This window comes from Anabaena sp. CS-542/02, from assembly GCF_028331085.1.
Classification (GTDB): domain Bacteria; phylum Cyanobacteriota; class Cyanobacteriia; order Cyanobacteriales; family Nostocaceae; genus Anabaenopsis; species Anabaenopsis arnoldii.
Window position 1 is genome coordinate 21,294 of sequence record NZ_JAQMTM010000063.1, and the last position, 19,444, is coordinate 40,737.

The following is a 19,444-nucleotide window of genomic DNA, read 5'->3' on the forward strand; positions in this document are numbered from 1 at the left end:
AGCATTTCCCATGCTCGTGAGGTACAAATTTTTTTTAGTTTGAGGGAACAGGGAACAGGGAACAGGGAATTGGTGTGTACTTCATGAGCCTGAAAAAGGCTTTATTTAACAGGATAATTAATCAAGATCACAGATAAGTAACATGATTTTTTCGGAATTGATAGTTAACTCCTTTTGGCAAAGTCCTTTCCTCGCGACCACGAACGAAGCTGAAAATGCCCCCATTGTCTTGGCTGGTGTATTACTCAGCTTAGTAGTTATTTATGTTGCCAGTAAAATTGGCGGTGAGTTGTCTAGAGTCATAGATTTGCCTCCTGTTTTAGGTGAATTACTGGGCGGCGTGTTGGTAGGTGCTTCGGCTCTACATTTAGTGGTATTTACTGAGAGTGGAGCAGCTGCTGCCGACTCCGCCATTATAAGTGTCCTGCAATTGATTAACAACATCAGCCCCGAAGCAGTAACAGAAATTTTTCACAGCCAAAGTGAAATCATTTCCGTCCTGGCGGAACTGGGTGTGATCATTCTGTTATTTGAAATTGGTTTGGAATCGGACTTAAAAGAACTGACGAAAGTCGGTTATCAAGCAACAGTTGTAGCCTGTGTCGGGGTAGCTGTTCCCTTTGCGGCTGGGACAGCAGGACTACTGTTCTTATTTCATGCTCCCTTAATTCCGGCAATTTTTGCAGGTGCGGCACTGACAGCTACTAGTATTGGTATTACCTCTAAGGTTTTGTCGGAACTGGGGCAGTTAAAATCCCGTGAGGGGCAAATCATTGTCGGTGCGGCTGTCATTGATGATATCTTAGGCATTATTGTCTTGGCAGTAGTAGCGAGTTTAGCCAAAACAGGGGAAGTTGATATTTTAAATGTCATCTATTTAATTGTCAGCGCTACAGTTTTTCTCGTCGGCTCAATTTTGCTGGGTAAATATTTCAATCAAAGTTTTGTCGCCATTGCTAATAAATTGCAAACCAGAGGCAACTTAATTATACCAGCATTGATATTTGCGTTCTTGATGGCTTTTTTGGCTAATGCTATTCATTTAGAGGCTATCTTAGGGGCATTTGCAGCTGGCTTAGTTTTGGATGAAACTGATAAACGCAAAGAGCTAGATGAGCAGGTCAAACCGATTGCTGATATTTTAGTCCCAGTTTTCTTTGTTGCAGTTGGTGCCAAAGTTGATTTAGGTGTTCTTAATCCTCTAGTTCCGGGAAATCGTGAGGGTTTAATCATTGCTACCTTCTTAATTGTGGTCGCAATCATTGGCAAAGTTGTCACTGGTTGGTCAGTTTTTGGCCAAGCTAAAATTAACCGATTAGCGGTTGGTGTAGGGATGATTCCCCGTGGTGAAGTCGGGTTAGTATTTGCGGGGATTGGTGCTGCTAGTGGTACTCTGGATAAACCACTACAGGCGGCGATTATTATCATGGTGATTTTAACAACCTTCTTGGCACCACCTTTATTGCGGTTTGCATTTAAACAACCACCCACAGAAAAACAATCCTTAGAGGAAGCCAAAATTTCATAGGCTAGCTACTTATTACCACTACTAAACAGCAGTTCTCGTGTTACAAGCATCTATCTTATTTACCATATTGTGCGGATTTTTCGGCATCATCTGGAAAAAGAACCTGGTGATGAAGATCATCTCTATGGATGTTATGAGTACGGGGGTAATCGCCTACTATGTGCTAATTGCATCACAGGCAGGCTTATTCACACCCATTGTTTCCCCTGGGGAAAATCCCACCTACGCCGACCCAGTTCCCCAGGCGGTGATTTTAACAGCAATTGTGATCGGATTTTCCATTCAGTCCTTAATGCTGGTGGGTGTGATGAAGCTGGCGCGGGATAATCCCACTTTGGAAAGTAACGAAATCGAGAAGAACAATACCCCATGAATACCATCACCATCACTTGGATTGCACTACCATTTTTTTTGGGGTTCGTTATTTATCTTCTCCCCCAACTTGATCGATATCTGTCCTTATGTGTCACCGTAATTTCCGCTGTATATGCCTTCCAGGTTTTTGTACAGGATTCGCCGTTAACACTGGAATTACTCGATAATTTCGGAGTGACATTACTGGTTGATCAGTTAAGTGCTTACTTGATATTAACTAATGCTCTGGTAACGACAGCAGTGATCCTCTACTGTTGGGGGAAACAGAAGACAGCGTTTTTTTATACTCAGGTTATCATCTTACATGGTAGCGTTAATGCGGCGTTTAGCTGTGCGGATTTCATCAGTTTATATGTAGCCCTTGAGGTGGTGGGTATTGCAGCCTTTCTTCTGATTTCCTATCCCCGTAGTCAACGCTCAATATGGGTAGCGCTGCGTTATTTGTTTGTCAGTAACACGGCAATGCTGTTTTATCTGGTGGGGGCGGCTTTGGTTTATCAAGCCAGTCGTTCCTTTAGTTTTACTGGGTTGAGTACAGCACCTAACACAGCGATCGCCCTGATTTTTCTCGGACTCTTGACAAAAGGAGGGGTCTTTGTATCAGGACTGTGGTTACCCTTGACCCACTCAGAATCAGAAACACCGGTATCAGCTATGTTATCAGGAGTGGTGGTTAAAACTGGTGTTTTTGCCTTAGTGCGCTGTGCATTAATGGTGAGTGAGGTTGAACCCATTGTTAGGATGTTTGGCGTGGGGACAGCCCTACTGGGGGTAACTTATGCCATCTTTGAAAAAGATACCAAGCGCACCCTGGCATTTAGTACTGTTTCTCAATTGGGATGGATTCTAGCAGCGCCGGCGGTGGGTGGTGTTTATGCCCTAGGCCATGGGCTGGTCAAGTCTTTGTTGTTCCTGATTGCAGGGAACTTACCCAGCCGCAATTTCCAGGAACTGCGATCGCAGCCCATGAATACTAGGATCTGGATTCCCTTAGTTATTGGTAGCTTGTCAATTTCCGGCTTTCCCTTGTTAGTAGGTTTTGGGGCTAAAATGTTGACATTGAAAAATGTCCTACCTTGGCAAGAGATATTAATGAATATTGGGGCTGTGGGAACAGCTATAGTTTATGCCAAATTCATTTTTCTACCCCACAAGAAAGAAGTGGAGATTCCCCCTGGTTTATGGCTACCGATCATCATCTTAACAGGGGGAATCATTGGGGGGATTGGGGTATATGACGATGCATACACAGTACCAAATATAATCAAAGCCCTAGGGATCATTGGCGTTGCCTGGGTAGCTTATATTTGGGTTTTTCAGCGGTTAGTAGTAAGTTTGCCACGTGTACTTGAGCAATTTGAACATCTGATTGGTGTCATGACTCTGATGTTGCTCCTATTGTTGGGGATGATACTACCATGATTGGGCATCTAAATCTAATTTTACGACTGACTATTTGGTTTTTGCTCACCTCGGATTTGAGTGTGGCAAATATCATTATTGGTGTGATCGTTGCACTGTTATTACCAGGTCGTCAGAGAGTACCAGAAGCATTAAGGGATTGGTTGCGTGTTCTGGGTGAGGTGCTTGTGGCTATTCCCCAGGCGTATGTTGAGGCGGTGGAAATAATTTTCCGCCCTCATAATCACGAAGATGTAATTATTGAAAGAGTTAAACCCCAACGCACCCCGGGGCTGATTTTCCTGGATATCTTCTTGATTACTTTTACACCTAAAACTATTGTGTTGAAATATCATGAACAGGGGTGGTATGAGGTACACCGAGTCCGAAGACGGAGGACACAGGGATGAATCCGGTAATGATTGCCATGATTTTGGCTTTGCTCATACCCATGTATGAGGCTTGGCAAGATGATGATATTTGGCAAAAAATGTTAGCTTTTGCCAGTATTGCCACCAAAACATCAATTATGATTCTGATGGTATCCGTCTTACGTGATGATTGGATGATTGGCGTGGTGGGGATTATTATCCTGAGTGTGGGTAATGCCGGATTAATGTTATTGGCACATCTACTGAAGCGCATGGGTAATTTATGATAGAGATAGTTAGTTACATTTGCATAGGTTTAGGCATCGCATTTTGGTTTTGGGGAACCTTCCCCCTACTGGGTCATCGCTCGGTATTATTTAAGCTCCATAGTCTTTCGGTGGCGGATACCCTCGGCTCTATGAGTATTGTTTTCGGACTGCTGCTGAAAATACCCAGTGAATGGCCTTTGCTGCTGTTGGGTCTTATCTCCTTGGCAATTTGGAATACAGTCTTGGGCTATGTGTTGGCATACTGTTCTACTAGCGAGCTTGACCATGAATGATAATTATGTCTATATAATCACCGCCCTGTTACCCTTATCCGCCTTGATGGTGGTACTTCAGGTTAACCCATACAATGCTTTGGTTGTTCAGGGAATATTGGGCGCTGTGGCGGCTTTGGTGTTTGCTGTTCTGGGCGCAGCAGATGTGGCTCTGACCCAAGCTTTAATGGGGACTTTTCTAGCTGTTACTCTATATGCGATCGCCGTGCGTTCATCTTTGGTTTTGCGTCTGGGGGTAATCGCAGATGGGGAAGACCATTTTCAACCATTGATGGAGGAATTACGCCGAATTTTTCGTAAACACTATATGCGTATTGAGTTAATTACTTATATTGATAGCAATGAATTACACAAGGCTCTTCTAGATAAAGAAATTCATGCCACCTGTGACCAAGGGGATGAGACTGGGGAGCAAAGCCAACCCTATCACACTGTGACTAGAATTCAACGCATCTATGAAATCATCAATGCAGAGATTTCCTCACCATTGACAACTATATCCTATGTAAATTTACTGAAATAAAGGACAACTAGCTATGAAATGGGTTTACATTGCCGCTGGCATAGCCTTTTACTGTATCCTGTTACTTATCCCCAATTCCCTCAAGGATTTAGGAGATATGTCTGTAGTTGCATGCATTGTCAAAGATAGTGGTATACCCAATGCAGTCACCGGGATTATTCTCAGAAATCGCCTTTATGACACAATCTTTGAAGTAGTAGTATTTACCATCGCCATCATGGGGGCGCGGTATCTGTTAGCTGATGAAAAACCTTTATCAGAAATTTCTCAGTTACAAGACCAACCATCAATTGTTCTGGCGCGTTTGGGGGCGACTATATCTGCGTTAGTAGGTATCGAACTAGCAATTAGAGGACACCTGAGTCCTGGGGGTGGTTTCGCCGCTGGGGTAGCGGGGGGAACAGCGATCGGCTTAGTAGCCATTACCTCCTCACCCCAATGGATGCAAGGGATTTACAAGCGCTGGAAAGCTACTATGTGGGAGAAGATTTCGGTGCTGGTTTTTATTGTCTTAGCAGTGATAACATTGAGTGGATTTGAATTACCCCACGGAGAATTGGGGACACTTTTTAGTGGTGGCGCGATTCCCTTGCTTAATTTATTAGTAGCAATAAAAGTTACCTTGGGGTCTTGGTCTGCAATTGTAGTGTTTATTCACTATCGGGGATTATTTTGATTGCTGTCTGACAGTCAATATTCAGTAGGGTGTGTTACCGCTAACCGGGTTTGGATGACCTGGAGAAAGTGATAATTCACCGGAACACACCACATTAAACATGGTTGATAGATTTCATTATCAGTAATTACCCGGTCATGATATGATATTTAACTTTGGCAGTCGTAACCTCTATAGTTATAGTCTTGATTTAGATCCTCAAATTCTCATCACTAATGATACCTAAAAAAACCTATAGTAATTCCCAACCTTTCCTAGATACAACTCGTTTAGTAGAGCCAAGTCTAGAGTTAAACTCTATTTTTTCCCATGGAGAACTTTCAGAGTTAGTTCACTCATTAGAACTCAAACGGGAAATACCTTTAAAGTATGGTTACAAAGGTCCAGGTGGTAAAATATGGCATAGTTTTTATCAAAAATATCTTATCCCTCAATGGTTTCAACCTGCCAACGTAGACATTGATTTATTACAGGACAATTTTGACTATATTAATGGTAATGGCTCTCAATGGCTAACCTCAAGCGATAGCTCTGAGAATTACCAGAGGATAAATATTATAGATGTAGGTGCTGGTAATTCTTACCCAGTGAAAAAATTTATTTCCCGACTGGTTAAATTAGGTAGGATAAATAAATATATTGCCTGGGATATTAGCCAGGAACTTTTGAGTGTCTCAAAAGCCAACTTGACTCAATGGTTTCCCCAAGTTCAGTTTGAGAGTTACACGGTTGATATAGAAAATACTCCTATTTCCCCGGAGATTTTAGGGAGTGAGGATATACCTAAGATATTTTTACATTTAGGTGTAACTATTGGCAATCATCAAGACAGAAGTAAAGCCTTACAAAACTTCCGACACAGCATGAACCAAAATGATTTGCTGGTGTTCACTAACGAAATTGGTGCTAATTGCCAATGGGATGGAATAGCTCGGGGTGGTTTGAAGTATCATGTAGACGGAATATACAAATGGGTGACTGACAAGTTAGGCATAGCTGCGGAGGATTGCCAGCTTGTGAGAAAGTATGATAGTATAACAGATAGCGTTACAGCTAATATTAAATTTCATCGCCACTATGCTATAAACTTCAGGCAGTTAGGTATAGATAAAACTGTGGAAATTTTGGCAGATGAAGAGGTGACTATTTGGAGACACCATAAACATCAGATACCGGAACTGATGGAGGAGTTAGCAACGGCAGGATTAGAAATTGTTCATTATAGTTGTAATAAGTACCTATCACATATTATGGTGATTTGTCAAGCTGCTGAGTCTGTTTCTACATAGCGCCAGCGTGTCACGCCATGGTCATGGGAGCTAACTAGAATGTTGAACCATTCTAAACTTTCTAAATGGTCGCCAATGACTTGCTTTTGTCCCGGCGTAAGTTTAAACTGTTTCATGACTTGTTCTAGAGTCCAATCACCGCCATGAGTGCGTAATAAATCCCGAATGGCTGCAAGTTGTTCTTTGGATTTTTTGGGGAATGGTTGCTGCTGTGTGGGTGTAATCGTAGTTTCTGGGATTGTGGTGATACCTGCAATGGCTACTTGGGTATTCACTTCATGGGGTGCTTGATATTCGGGACGCAACCACCGAATTAAATTATTTCGTTCTTCCCCAGCGCGTTCAGCGTTGAGGGCGACTAATTGGGTGATAATTTGCTCATCACTGAGATTCGGTGACCATCCGTAAGCAGCAAAAACCGCCGCGTCTAGGTCATCGTGAATTGATTTGAGGATGGACACTAAGGCTTTATTATTATATTTTCTATCGGCATCTGTGAAGGGTTCCCCAGCGCGTAATTTTTCTAGGAGGTTATACATCCCGGTAATTGTCACATCAGGATGTTGGCTTTGTACTTGTTTGCGGTGTGCGTCTAGTTTTTCCCCTAAGTCGCGGATTTTTTGTTTTTGTTCTGCTGTGGGTTCGGGGAAAGGGAAAGGGTCGAAGCATTTTGTTTTGACATAAACTCCACCCATACCTAATGTCCCACCTGCTGCTAAAGCCCAATTAACATGAATCTTACTGGAAAGAACACCTAAAAAGTAGGCATCATCAAGAGCGATCGCAATTAGTTTATTATCGGGAATAACACCTTGAGCTAAAAATATAAACACCCGGTGTTTAGCTGTTTCTACAGTGATAATATATCGCTGTATATCTTGCAATGCTAGCCTAAGTTCAGGTCTAGGGCGACCAAATACCCACCAGTTTTTGCGTAAATTTTGATCACGATTAGCATCTCGTTCTGGTTTGACTTTCTCTAAAACCCATTGATATGCTTGAGGATAAAGTTTTTCAGCTTCGGTTACACTCAGACCAAAGAAATCAATAATCTTGACATGGCGAGAGCGTTGCAATATATCTCTCCCATTAGTGTAAGTAAATAATATTTCTGACTCAATTTTAGTAAAATCAACTGGTTCTATAATAAACCCAGAACCAAAAAGCATCATACCGCGGCTGGAAAGTTGATCATTTGCTTTGAGAGGTTGGATATTAGTAAGATTAGCACCGCTTCGGAGATTACTAAAAATCACCCCGACATTTTGCCATGCAATATCAATTAAATCTGCCGTATCTTCCGGGGTTTCTCCCTCCCCCTTCAAAACTACCTCCCCCAATTGCACCACCTGAGACACTGGGGAACCTTCCAACTCCGCCGCGGTCATAGCAATCCGCACAGCAGCACCGTCATCAGTCCAAGGGTGGTCAGCAATGGCAAAAATTAACTTAATGGGGTGCTTTTGTTTTAAATGATATTCTATCACACTCCTTAACCGCACCTGACTAATAGTATTAGTCGTAATCAAACCAAAGCGCTTTACCTGACCCTTTCTGACTAAATCTGCGGCTTTGTGCCACCAATACATGACAAAATCAACACTATCCGGTACATCTTGATATACTTGACGCAAAGTTTCAGTATAACCATCACCCAATAATTCCCGCATTCTGGCATTACCAATAAACGGCGGGTTGGAGACAATATAATCAGCCTCTGGCCATATTGCCATCCGCGGATTACTATAACTATAAATAGGGATTTGGTCTTGAGGGTCTGGAACATCTTCCCCAGTCACTGGGTGCTTCATAGTACGTCCACCCCAACGGGTGCGGGTTTGGTGAGTGGTGGGGTCAATGGCGGGTTTTTTGCTATCCCAACCTAACACCGCATCTCGATATTCAATATTATTAAATTTCTGTAACACTGGTTCCGGTGGCGAAGTGTTGCCAAATTGTTTAAAATACCATTGTAAATAACCAATCCAGATGACTAATTCGGCAATACTAGCAGCTCTGGGATTTACTTCAATGCCTAAAAGCTGAGAAACATTAACTTGGTCTAAAACACTAGATTGATATTGTCCGGTAATATCAGCTATGCGGCGAATAACCTCCGCTTCCAGAGTTTTTAGTAAATCCAAGGTGACATACAAAAAGTTACCAGAACCACAAGCAGGGTCAAGAATTTTAATAGTTCTCAACTTTTGCAGAAATTCTCTGATTAATTCTACCGCTTTCTTTTTCTGGGTCGCAGTTGGTTCTAAGTCCCCTGGAACTTTCAATAACTGGTCTACCACAATTTCTGTTTCTAACCAGTCTTGGCGTAATGGTTCTATCACCACTGGACGTACTAACCTTTCCACATAAGAACGCGGCGTATAATGTGCGCCCAACTTACTGCGTTCTTTGGTATCCAAAGCCCTTTCTAATAAAGTTCCAAAAATTGCCGGTTCTACTCGGCTCCAATCTCTTTTAGCTGCTTGTAATAATACCTCTAATTGGGACTTTGGTAAATCAAAAGCTGTGGCATTTGTAAACAAACTACCGTTAAATCTTAATATACTATCAAAACCAAAAGTTCCCCCTTCGTCCATGGTGCGCCATAAAGTTTCAATCTCTGGCTTAAAGCTGCTGGGTTGACATAGCCATCTTTGGGTTAATGCTTCAGTAAATACCCCTCTTTTGAGTAGTTGCACATCTTCTGCAAACATGGTAAATATACAACGCATCAAAAAATTAGCCACTTCTTGGGGGTGATGTTGCTGTTTTTCTAACCAATAGGCTAACTGAGCTAAATCACCCGCCACATCTCGTGTTACTTTGGCTCTAATTTTCTCTGGGTTGCGCTTTTGGGGTTGCGTAAAAATATCAACAAATAAATCAAAAATATCAGGTTTTAATAAATCATTTAGTTTAATAATTTGTCTGGCTCCATAACCGCCATAATCACCACTAAATCCCATCCATAACTCAAAATGGTCACCAATATCACAAGTTAATAAAAATGGTGGCTTGACCGGTAAATGGGGTGCATAAGCAGTGGCTTGAATAAATGCCTTTTGCATATATTGATCATAAGCCCTCGTGCCGCGTTTGGGTGTACTATTCCCAGATTTTATACTTCCCTGTTTGGCTTCTAAAATAAAATGTCCTTGTTTATAAAAATCAATGCGCCCCTGTTTGATGTTTCCTGTACACTGGGGCATTTTAACATTTTTTTCCAGACAATATCGGTCACCGGGAACCCTACCTTGATGGGGTGGAGGTGGGACACCTAAAGCCGTACATAAATCTAAACAAAATGAGTCTTTGTTAGCTATTTCATTACCACTAGATCCTTGCCATTTATCTAAAAAAATCTCAACTCTTTGTTGATCAAGTTCCTTCATCTTACTGGTGAAAACACGTATTTTTGTCAAGAAATATCAAGATGACCGAATACAAAACCTTAGTTAATTGATGCTATACTAAATATAACATTATCATTAAAGCTAACACTGCTATATAAATACCCGGAGTTGCTTAATTTGAAGATGAGCCAAAATCAACTTACCTAACCGCCATTCTTTGAGCCTTTGCGCCACCTGAAACAGCCAGTTAATTCTCATCAATAGCCCCGTAGATGAAGGTAGCAGACATCATGGTAAAAGAAATATTGTCAACTGAGCTTGCACCTGAACCAGATATCACCCATATTGTTACTGAAGATGATACACCAGTGGATAATTTCCTGTCAGAAAAACAACAGCGCTTATTAACAGAGGTATTATACAACGGTTGGGTTCCACCCGCAGAAACACAAAATTTTATAGCTGCTGCTAATGTCGGGGTGTTTTACAGTATTGGTTTACCTCCCCTTGTCCCTGATGTGTTCCTCAGTATTGATGTTACCATGCCTTCGGATTGGGGAGAAAAAAAGAACCGCAGTTATTTTGTTTGGCAATTTGGCAAAACTCCAGATGTGGTTATAGAAATAGTTTCCAACCGGGAAGGAAACGAATTGGGTTCTAAATTGAAAGATTACGCCAGAATGGGGGTTCCCTACTACGCAGTGTTTGACCCTTTGCAAATGCTGGGGGAGCAACCACTGCGCGCTTATCAACTGAATATTAGACAGTATTTAGAAATGCATAATTTCTGGTTTGCAGAAATTGGTATAGGCTTAACTTTGTGGTCGGGGGTGTTTGAAGGTAAAGAGGATATTTGGTTACGGTGGTGTGATCAAAATGGGGATGTGCTACCCACTGGGACAGAAAGCGCTCAGTTAGCTAGGGAACAAGCTCAATTAGCTCAACAGGAGGCGATCGCAGCCAAGGAACGCACCGCCCAATTGGAAGCACAATTGAAAGCTCTGGGAATCGAACCAGACCAGTAATGGCTGGAGTAAAAACCCTTAGTAAAACTCACGTTTTGTTACATGAGGTCTAGAAGATGAGGGAGAATATGGCTGCTAAATGCCTGCAATAAAAGGTTTTTAATGTTAATCTCCCTATTGGTATACTGGTAATTTAAGGTATATTTCCCATAGCGATCGCACCGCAGTGGGTGACCTCAGAAATTAAATCAAGGCTGATTTTAAATCACTTTCGGCTTTAGCTAGAGCTTCCGGTAATTTACTAGTTTCCCGTCCCCCAGCTTGGGCTAGATTTGGTCTTCCACCACCACCACCACCGCAAATTTTGGCTATAGCGCCGACGAATTTACCTGCTTGGAGTCCTTTTTTATTGACTTCGGGGCTGAAGGCTGCAACTATACTGACTTTACCAGCTTCAGGAATAGAACCCAATACCACTGCACCATGAGTCATTTTTTGTAGTAACCTTTCAGCAGCAGTTTTTAATGATTCTGGGTCAACCTCTTCCATCTGCGCCACTAATACCTGATAATCCCCTACAGATTCCACTTTTTGCAGTAGACTGTCAGATTTTGCGATCGCCAACTGTGATTTCAGGGTTGCTAGTTCTTTCTCAGCGTTTCTGAGTTCAGTTTGCAGTGTCGTGATCCGCTCTGGTAATTCTTCGGGTTTAACCTTAAAGCGATCGCTTAAATCCCTAACCACTGTATCACGAACATTGAGATAATCCAAGATAGCCGGACCAGAAACCGCCTCAATGCGCCGCACCCCAGAAGCCACACCCGCCTCTGAGATAATTTTAAAGCTGCCTATTTCCGCGGTATTACTGACATGGGTACCGCCGCACAGTTCCATAGAGACACTGGGAAAGTCAATTACCCGCACTTGTTCGCCGTATTTTTCCCCAAACATAGCCACAGCACCTCTAGCCTTGGCTTCTGCTAAAGGTAACACTTCTATGTTAGCTGGATGTGCTTCGGCAATCCAGGTATTTACCTGTTCTTCAATTTGTTGAATTTCTTCTGATGTCAAAGCGCGGGGACAGTTAAAGTCAAACCGCAACCTGTCAAAGGAGACCAGGGAACCAGCTTGAGATATACCATCATCGACGATTTTCTTGAGAGCCGCTTGCAGTAAATGTGTAGCGGTATGATTAGCTTGAGCGCGACGACGACGGGCGCGATCAATTTGAGCCGTGACAGTATCTCCTACTCGGATTGTACCCCGTTCTATGCGGCCAAAGTGGATAAAAAAGTCAGATTCTTTTTTCACCTCTGTAACCCCCACCGACACACCATCACCGGAGACATAACCGCGATCGCCAATTTGCCCCCCAGATTCGGCATAAAATGGGGTTTGATTGAGGACAATTTGAACTTCTGTTCCAGCTTCTGCTTCCTCTTGGGCAATACCATCTATTAATATGGCTTCTACTTTAGCAGTGGAAGCGGGTTGAGTATAACCTAAAAATTCCGTAGCGTGGATATGTTCAGCTAACTTGTCTAAAGAACCTTGCACAGTTAAATCAATGGTTTCGTGAGCAGCTTTAGCTCGTTCTACCTGTTTGTGCATTTCAGCATCAAAACCAGCTTCATCCACAGTCAGATGATTTTCGGCGGCGATTTCTTGGGTAAGTTCTAAGGGGAAACCAAAGGTATCATATAAAGTAAAAGCTCTTTCGCCGCTAATTTGAGTTTTACCTTGGGCTTTCACCTCTTGAATAATTTCCGCGAGTAGTTTTTCCCCTCTATCTAGAGTTTTGAGGAAATTGGCTTCTTCTCGTTGCAGTTCGGCTTTAATTGCTGCTTCCCGTTGACGCACATTGGGGTAAGCTGATTCTGAAAGAGAAATTGCCGTTTCTGCAACTTGGGTGATAAATTCCCCATTAATACCAATTAAGCGCCCATGACGGACTACCCGGCGAATTAAGCGCCGTAGCACATAACCACGTCCCACATTAGCAGCGCGAATTTCATCAGCAATCATGTGGACTACAGATCGTACATGGTCACCAATGACTTTGAGGGAAACTTTGGTATTTTCATCGCTACTGTGGTAATTTATTCCAGCAATTTGGGCTGCGCTCTCAATAATCGGGAAAATTAAATCAGTTTCGTAGTTATTGGGGACTTGTTGCAGGATTTGCGCCATCCTTTCCAAACCCATACCGGTGTCAATGTTTTTATTTTGCAGTGGGGTTAAATTACCCGATGCATCCCGGTTATATTGCATAAACACCAGGTTGTAAAATTCAATAAACCGGGTATCGTCTTCTAAATCAATATTTTCATCTCCCCGTTCTGGGTGAAAATCATAATAAATTTCTGAACAAGGACCACAAGGACCCGTAGGACCAGATACCCAAAAGTTATCTTCTTCACCCATGCGCTTAATTCTAGCTACTGGTACGCCGATGTTATCGCGCCAGATATTATAGGCTTCGTCATCTTCTTGAAAGACGCTAACCACTAGGCGCTCTGGTGGTAAACCAAAGATTTTTGTGGATAGCTCCCACCCCCAAGAGATCGCCTGTGCTTTAAAATAGTCACCAAAGCTAAAGTTACCCAACATTTCAAAAAATGTATGATGGCGTTTAGTGCGACCGACATTTTCAATATCGTTAGTCCTGATACACTTTTGAGATGTGGTAGCGCGGTTAAATTCCGGTGTGCGCTGTCCCAGGAATATGGGTTTAAATGGTAGCATCCCCGCAATAGTTAGCAGTACGGTGGGATCTTCAGGAACGAGGGAGGCGCTGGGTAAGATTTTGTGTCCTCGTTGGGCGAAGAAGTCAAGGAATGAATCGCGAATTGCATTACCGCTAAGTTTCTGGGGAGTGGAAGCCATGGGTTGAAAAAGTCGTCTTAATACTTGTTTTTACACAAAAAATATGCCCCAGGATAGAGTATCTACGCCATAAGTGACTAACAGCCCACCGACAGGTATCTATTCTACTGCTTTTCAACAGCAGTGCTGGCGCTATCACCAGGAGCATCTATAGTATAGGTGATGATGATTCAGCTGTGGCAATGATCCGCTGACAATCTCTGACAGATGCGCCGTCTTGCATAGATTTTACTAAGGCTTCGTAACTAGACCAATTTGCTTGTAATAAAGTCTTTGCTTGTAGCAGATGAAATCGTTGTTTCTGTTCACTAGCTGAAGCAGAAAAGCCCAAACCTGCTAAAACTCCCGCTAACTTTGTTTGATCGTCAGTACCGCCTTGTGCATCATTAAAAACTAAAGTTTCGGCGACAATACCCGCCATCCAGACTGTACAATAGCGGTCAAGGATTTGAGCGCTAATTGTCCCCCGTTCTAATTGCGATGCTAATTGCGCATCATCAAATGTCACACCCCCCTGTCCTGGTTGTCCTTGTTTCCAAGCATCCCAAGCAGTGAGAGTATAACCAGTTACAGGGATATTCAGCAGATGTGCAGCCAGAAAATGACCAGCTTCGTGGTGGATGATGCGATCGCGGTGTTGGGGAGAAAAACTGGCAATCCAATCTAAAACTATAGTACCACCCCGCCCTTGTAAACTAAAACTGTCAAAAGTGACTATTCCCAAAATACTAAAGGTGGCGATCGCTGGTACTGCGGGGGACAAATGAATTAATGGCCCTAACAAGACTGATAGGGTCATGAGAAATATAGATATTGCTAATAAATTTAAACCAGTTTGACTCATGCCAGTGATTCTCTGAGTTCTTGACACTTAGCCTGTGCAGCTTGGTAAGCTGCTAAATATTCGCCACCACCCAACATCACATTACCATAATACTCATAGGGTGCATCCCCATAAACCGGTAATGGGTCATCCTCCGGATAATCTTCCTGTGATTCCTCAATAATCGCTTTTAATTGTTTCCTGGTAAAACTTTGGGCGGCAAAGTACCACAGTTCTTGAGTTTTTTTGTTTAGGTGTGGTAGACTGGGATCTATAATCTTAATTAGAGAGTCCTCCCCAGAGGTATCAGCCAACTCTAGCCAACCATGTTCAATAGGTTGGTAAGGTTTGCCCCCTATAGCCAAAAACCCCTGGACATAGTTCGCCTGATCTGTAACTAACAGCGCCCTATAAGCATTATCAAAGGGCTGACGAGCCTTACTTTTAATATTTTGCGCAACTTCCATTGACAGCGTTTCATCCAGTGCCTTGTTCATTGAATGCGGGAATTATGGCATTAACTAGAATATATTATCATTCCCAGCTATGCTGAATATTGCTGATTTTCGCCGAAAACAAAGCCGGAACCTCTCCCCTAACTCCTTGTCCTGTGATCAGTTCCACAACATCCATGCCATTACCAATTACCCCTGGTACACTAGGATAGCCAGCAGTAGCCCCCACAAGAAACAAGTTAGGCAACTCTGTAATATATCCTAACCGATTTAACCCCACTTGTTCAGGTACTAACTTTGCACCATAAATATTACCTTGGGGTTGTCCGAGATAAAATTCACTGGTGGTGGGTGTACCAGAAACCTTCATGCGCGCGTACTGGTCTACATCGGGAATTAAATCTCGAACACTGGTCATGATCTGCTGGTAAACTTCCCGTTTCTTGGCTTTATAGCCTTGGTGGTTGGTGTCTTGCAGATGTTTAAATGGTTCGTAAGGGCAGACAGTGGCAATTTCTAAGATATGATGACCTGGTGGAGCTATTCCGGCGTTATCTCTAGATTTCATCGTGGGACAAGATAGGAAAATCCAAGGTTGGCTGAGGTCTCCCTGAAATTGGCGTTGATATTCCCTGTTTAAGTCTCCTGTGGGATAATACCAAATATTCCAGTTACCAATCCTATAATTTTCTGGTTGAAAGCGACTATCTAAACCCAGGTAAATATTAAATGCACTAGTTGAGTATTCGTAATTGGTAAGGCGTTGACGTTCCCTTAAGCTCAAAGCTGTGGTGTCGTGGATTAACTCTACTGTTAATTTGGGGTCAAGGTCGCTAATATAGCCCTTACTAGCTTGGTAGGTTTCACCACCAGCAGTTACCCATTGTACTTGCTTTTGATTAACTTCAATATGCTGGACAGGAGTTGAATATTTAATTACACCTCCCCCTTGGGTGATCGCATCTGTAATACTATCTACAAACTGCTTAAAATGGTATTGAGGATAGTAAGCGCCTTCTGAGTAATCCCAAACTAGGGAAGTGTGGATCAGTAAGGCGATTTCATGAGGTGGTAGTGCATAATCACCACTTTGTCCCCCTAGCACTGCTTGTAATTTGGGTGATAAACCCACATGGTCATATAAGTCTTGTAGAGTCCAGTTGCGCTTTCTAAATAAATGGAAATATTTAGGTAACTTCAACCAGTCTGACCAATTTTGATTATACCAACGTATTTCCCCCCCTAGGCTACGCATTTCCTGATGGATCTGCGCAATTGTGTCACAGTAGCCATTAATAGCAGTTGTTTCATCGGGAAAGGTGGAGAGTAAACGCGATCGCAGGTTTTCCCATCCTAAAGGAATTTGAAAATCTACCTCCGGTGTAATTATCCGGTCTATGCAGTCTGGGTCAAGGCTATTAAAGGGGACATGGCGCTGAATGTAGTTGAGAAATTGCCCAATGGTTTGACTAGGTGCGCATTGAGATATATAATGGACATTAGCGCAAAAACTATAGTCACCATAATCAAAAGTGTGACAACACCCGCCAGGTAGGTAATGTTTTTCTAAAACAGCTACCCTGTATCCTTGCTTAGTTAAACAAGCTGCGGCGGAAATTCCACCTAATCCGCCCCCCAGAATGACATAATCAAAATTGTGCATCTGGCTGTCCCCTTTTGCTTGAGAATTTTTCTAGACCCAGACAAAGTACTACTTAATCAGATCCAGCTTCACCCCCACTCTCTGGGGTAGTCATCATATGTGCGGGAGGTGCGGATTCTGTTTCAATTTCATTTTCTGCTTCTACTTTAACATCTAGCTGTTGATTAACAGTAGCTTCAGGGGTAGATGTACTTTGCTCTGGTTGGTCTGACTCTTGACTAAGACCGGGTTGCTGTGGGGAGGTTTCCCCTTCTTGAGCTACAACCCGAAACATGGGATTGAAAGCAGTAACAGCCATACTGCTAAATAGTAGCATAAAGGTGACTTTTGCCAAAGACTTCATATCTTTACCTGAATAAGTTTTAACTTCATTTTCAACAATCGTCAAAATCTAGTTATCCTACTCAAGTTAGAACCACTACAGTCTTCAGTGAGATTTTTAAGCTCCTAAATCTACCAACTGAGGAACCAAGTCCTTTAGAGCAAGACCCCGATGGCTAATTGACCCTTTTACCTCCCGTGACATTTGCGCAAAAGTCAATTGTTGCTCAGGAACGTAAAATATAGGGTCGTAGCCGAAACCACCCTCACCCCTGGGTGTATGGAGAATTTCGCCGCGACATACCCCAGTGGATTGTAAGACTATTTTACCATCAGGACGAGCGATCGCCACTGCACAGACAAACTGAGCTTGGCGATTTTCTGAGTTACCTAACTCTTGTAATAACCTAGCAATGCGACCTGAGTCGCTCTGACCATAACGTGCAGAATAAACCCCTGGTGCGCCATTTAAAGCATCTACTTCTAAACCAGAATCATCACCGATCGCCCATTGTCCCGTAGCTTGAGCAATTTGGGAGGCCTTGAGACAAGCATTATCCGCAAAAGTTGTACCGGTTTCTGCAACTTCTAATTCTGGTGGTTTGAGGGTTAATTCCCAACCAGAATTAGCTAGATAAACTTGTAGTTCCCGGAGCTTACCGGGGTTACCCGTAGCTACTACCATTATTTTAGTCATATATTCATTTAACAGTTTAGGTCGCCCAATTTTTTGCCCAAGCCAAGGTTTGATGTACTTCCTCAAGTGTTGCTGCTTCACAATACAGACGTAACACCGGTTCAGTACCGCTAAACCGAATCATTAACCAGCTGTCATCAGCTAACCGGTATTTATAACCGTCTATGGTTTGACAATCAACTACTGCTTTGAGCGCAATTTCCCTTAATGGTTCGGTTTCCAGTTGTTGTAAAAGACGCGATCGCACTGCCATACTAGCTAAAGGTAAATCAATGCGGTCATAAGCGGAGGTGAAACCTGTTTTCTGTTGTAAATCCCGGTAATAATCGCTTAAATCGAGACCAGATGATACAATAGCTTCTAAAACATACAATGCTGATAGCAGTGCATCACGTTCGGGAATATGACTACCATAGCCGATTCCTCCCGACTCTTCACCACCTAACAACACCTGTGCTGCTAACATTCTATCAGCGATGTACTTATATCCCACTGCTGTTTCAAAAACTGGTAAATTATGCAGTGCTGCTACCCGGGGAATTAAATCTGAACCACTGACAGTTTTAACGATTTCACCTGTAAAACCCCGCCTTTGGGTAAGGTGGTGGATTAGTATAGGTATTAAGATTTGGGAACTCAAAAAGTTAGCTTTTCCATCTACTGCGGCGATGCGATCGCAGTCCCCGTCAAATACTAATCCCACCGTTAAACCTGATGTGTCTGTTTGGCGGTGGCTTTTAATGACTGAGAATAAACCAGATAGGTATTTTGGTAAAGGTTCTGGCGCTCCTCCTGCAAATAAAGGATCGCGGTTGCTGTTGATTTCTTGAACCCCATCTTGGAGTAATTTTCCTAATCCCCCCGCTGCCGCACCATGCATGACATCGGCGAATAATGTCAGTTTACCACAGGCGATCGCCTCTTGAATCTGGGCAATATTAACTTTACCTTTTAAGGCTGTGATGTAACTAGGCCAGGGGTTAAATATATCTTGTTTCCCGGGTTTAGCTGCTCGTGGTACACCCGCAGATAATAAAGTTTCAATTTCTTTTGTCACTTCTGGTGGTACTGAACCCCCAAAATAACCCTTGACTTTTAGACCTAAATATGTACCGGGGTTATGACTGGCTGTAATAACTAGAGCCCCCAAAGCATTAAGTTCTTTAGCCGCCCAACTAAAAGCCGGAGTTGGGGCGTAGGTTTCGCTGAGTAAAACATCAAAGCCGACAGCGGAGACAGTATCAGCCACAGTGCGGGCAAAGTCTTCGGCCATAAAGCGGCGATCATAGCCGACAATAATAGTTTTGCTGCCAACTGTAGAGTTATATGTATTATATAACACTTTAGCGGCAACTGGTGCCACCAATGCTAGGCGTTCAAAGGTGAACTCATCAGCAATCACCCCCCGCCAACCGTCTGTACCAAACTTAATAGAGTTAGCAGCAACTGGCATTAAGTTATCCTCACTGTTTACGAGAGGATTTTAGCATTTTTGACATACTCACCGATCTTGAAGCTCGGTGATTCTTGACAGTTCACAGTAACGCGCTGCTGAA

General features: G+C 42.9%; 18 protein-coding genes. 10 read left to right on the forward strand and 8 right to left on the reverse strand.

From position 1 onward, the window contains the following. Positions 1-142: 142 nt before the first annotated feature. The 9 genes from PN447_RS06490 (at position 143) to PN447_RS06530 (ending at position 6,725) form a co-directional block, all read left to right on the forward strand. Entirely contained in the window at positions 143-1,528 is a 1,386-nt protein-coding gene (locus PN447_RS06490; RefSeq protein WP_271761790.1) for a cation:proton antiporter, read from the forward strand. Positions 1,529-1,565: 37 nt separating this feature from the next. Beyond that, entirely contained in the window at positions 1,566-1,901 is a 336-nt protein-coding gene (locus PN447_RS06495; protein WP_271761792.1) for a cation:proton antiporter subunit C, read from the forward strand. Further along, positions 1,898-3,325, forward strand: coding sequence for a cation:proton antiporter (locus PN447_RS06500; RefSeq protein ID WP_271761794.1), 1,428 nt, complete (start codon positions 1,898-1,900; stop codon positions 3,323-3,325). The genes PN447_RS06495 and PN447_RS06500 overlap by 4 nt, the downstream gene beginning before the upstream one ends. Beyond that, positions 3,322-3,714, forward strand: a complete 393-nt coding sequence (locus PN447_RS06505; protein WP_271761796.1) for a Na+/H+ antiporter subunit E — start codon at positions 3,322-3,324, stop codon at positions 3,712-3,714. The genes PN447_RS06500 and PN447_RS06505 overlap by 4 nt, the downstream gene beginning before the upstream one ends. Further along, the gene (locus PN447_RS06510; RefSeq protein ID WP_271761797.1) at positions 3,711-3,962 is read left to right on the forward strand and encodes a hypothetical protein; all 252 of its coding nucleotides are present in this window, start codon (positions 3,711-3,713) and stop codon (positions 3,960-3,962) included. The genes PN447_RS06505 and PN447_RS06510 overlap by 4 nt, the downstream gene beginning before the upstream one ends. Beyond that, positions 3,959-4,237 (forward strand): monovalent cation/H(+) antiporter subunit G, encoded by a 279-nt coding sequence (locus PN447_RS06515; RefSeq protein WP_271761799.1) that lies wholly within the window; start codon positions 3,959-3,961, stop codon positions 4,235-4,237. Before PN447_RS06510 ends, PN447_RS06515 begins: the two co-directional genes overlap by 4 nt. After that, positions 4,230-4,760 (forward strand): DUF4040 domain-containing protein, encoded by a 531-nt coding sequence (locus PN447_RS06520; protein ID WP_271761801.1) that lies wholly within the window; start codon positions 4,230-4,232, stop codon positions 4,758-4,760. Before PN447_RS06515 ends, PN447_RS06520 begins: the two co-directional genes overlap by 8 nt. A 13-nt stretch (positions 4,761-4,773) precedes the next feature. Beyond that, positions 4,774-5,436 (forward strand): Na(+)/H(+) antiporter subunit B, encoded by a 663-nt coding sequence (locus PN447_RS06525; RefSeq protein WP_271761802.1) that lies wholly within the window; start codon positions 4,774-4,776, stop codon positions 5,434-5,436. 215 nt (positions 5,437-5,651) lie between these two features. Then, positions 5,652-6,725 (forward strand): L-histidine N(alpha)-methyltransferase, encoded by a 1,074-nt coding sequence (locus PN447_RS06530; RefSeq protein ID WP_271761804.1) that lies wholly within the window; start codon positions 5,652-5,654, stop codon positions 6,723-6,725. Here PN447_RS06530 and PN447_RS06535 read toward each other — a convergent pair. Next, positions 6,698-10,117 carry a DNA methyltransferase gene (locus PN447_RS06535; RefSeq protein ID WP_271761806.1) on the reverse strand — a complete coding sequence of 1,140 codons (3,420 nt, stop codon included), beginning with the start codon at positions 10,115-10,117 and terminating at the stop codon, positions 6,698-6,700. The two genes, PN447_RS06530 and PN447_RS06535, sit on opposite strands and share 28 nt — an antisense overlap. Positions 10,118-10,368: 251 nt before the next feature. Here PN447_RS06535 and PN447_RS06540 point away from each other — a divergent pair, with 251 nt between their 5' ends. Then, the gene (locus tag PN447_RS06540) at positions 10,369-11,103 is read left to right on the forward strand and encodes a Uma2 family endonuclease (protein ID WP_271761808.1); all 735 of its coding nucleotides are present in this window, start codon (positions 10,369-10,371) and stop codon (positions 11,101-11,103) included. A 183-nt stretch (positions 11,104-11,286) separates the two neighbouring features. Here the strand turns inward: PN447_RS06540 and alaS are convergent, their stop codons facing one another. The 7 genes from alaS to PN447_RS06575 all read right to left on the reverse strand — a co-directional run bounded on the left by alaS (position 11,287) and on the right by PN447_RS06575 (position 19,341). Then, a complete protein-coding gene (gene alaS / locus PN447_RS06545; protein ID WP_271761810.1) occupies positions 11,287-13,929 on the reverse strand; it encodes an alanine--tRNA ligase in 2,643 nt (880 codons plus the stop codon). A 148-nt stretch (positions 13,930-14,077) separates the two neighbouring features. After that, positions 14,078-14,773, reverse strand: a complete 696-nt coding sequence (locus PN447_RS06550; protein ID WP_271761812.1) for an ATP-dependent Zn protease — start codon at positions 14,771-14,773, stop codon at positions 14,078-14,080. Further along, on the reverse strand, positions 14,770-15,249 hold the full coding sequence (locus tag PN447_RS06555; protein WP_271761814.1) for a hypothetical protein: 480 nt from the start codon (positions 15,247-15,249) through the stop codon (positions 14,770-14,772). Before PN447_RS06555 ends, PN447_RS06550 begins: the two co-directional genes overlap by 4 nt. Positions 15,250-15,286: 37 nt before the next feature. After that, entirely contained in the window at positions 15,287-16,870 is a 1,584-nt protein-coding gene (locus PN447_RS06560; protein WP_271761816.1) for a phytoene desaturase family protein, read from the reverse strand. 52 nt (positions 16,871-16,922) lie between these two features. Continuing rightward, complete coding sequence (locus PN447_RS06565; RefSeq protein WP_271761818.1) at positions 16,923-17,258, reverse strand: hypothetical protein; 336 nt, start codon at positions 17,256-17,258, stop codon at positions 16,923-16,925. Positions 17,259-17,309: 51 nt separating this feature from the next. After that, positions 17,310-17,888 carry an RdgB/HAM1 family non-canonical purine NTP pyrophosphatase gene (gene rdgB, locus PN447_RS06570; RefSeq protein WP_271761821.1) on the reverse strand — a complete coding sequence of 193 codons (579 nt, stop codon included), beginning with the start codon at positions 17,886-17,888 and terminating at the stop codon, positions 17,310-17,312. Positions 17,889-17,904: 16 nt separating this feature from the next. After that, positions 17,905-19,341, reverse strand: coding sequence for a phosphoglucomutase/phosphomannomutase family protein (locus tag PN447_RS06575; RefSeq protein ID WP_271761824.1), 1,437 nt, complete (start codon positions 19,339-19,341; stop codon positions 17,905-17,907). Positions 19,342-19,444: the final 103 nt, after the last annotated feature.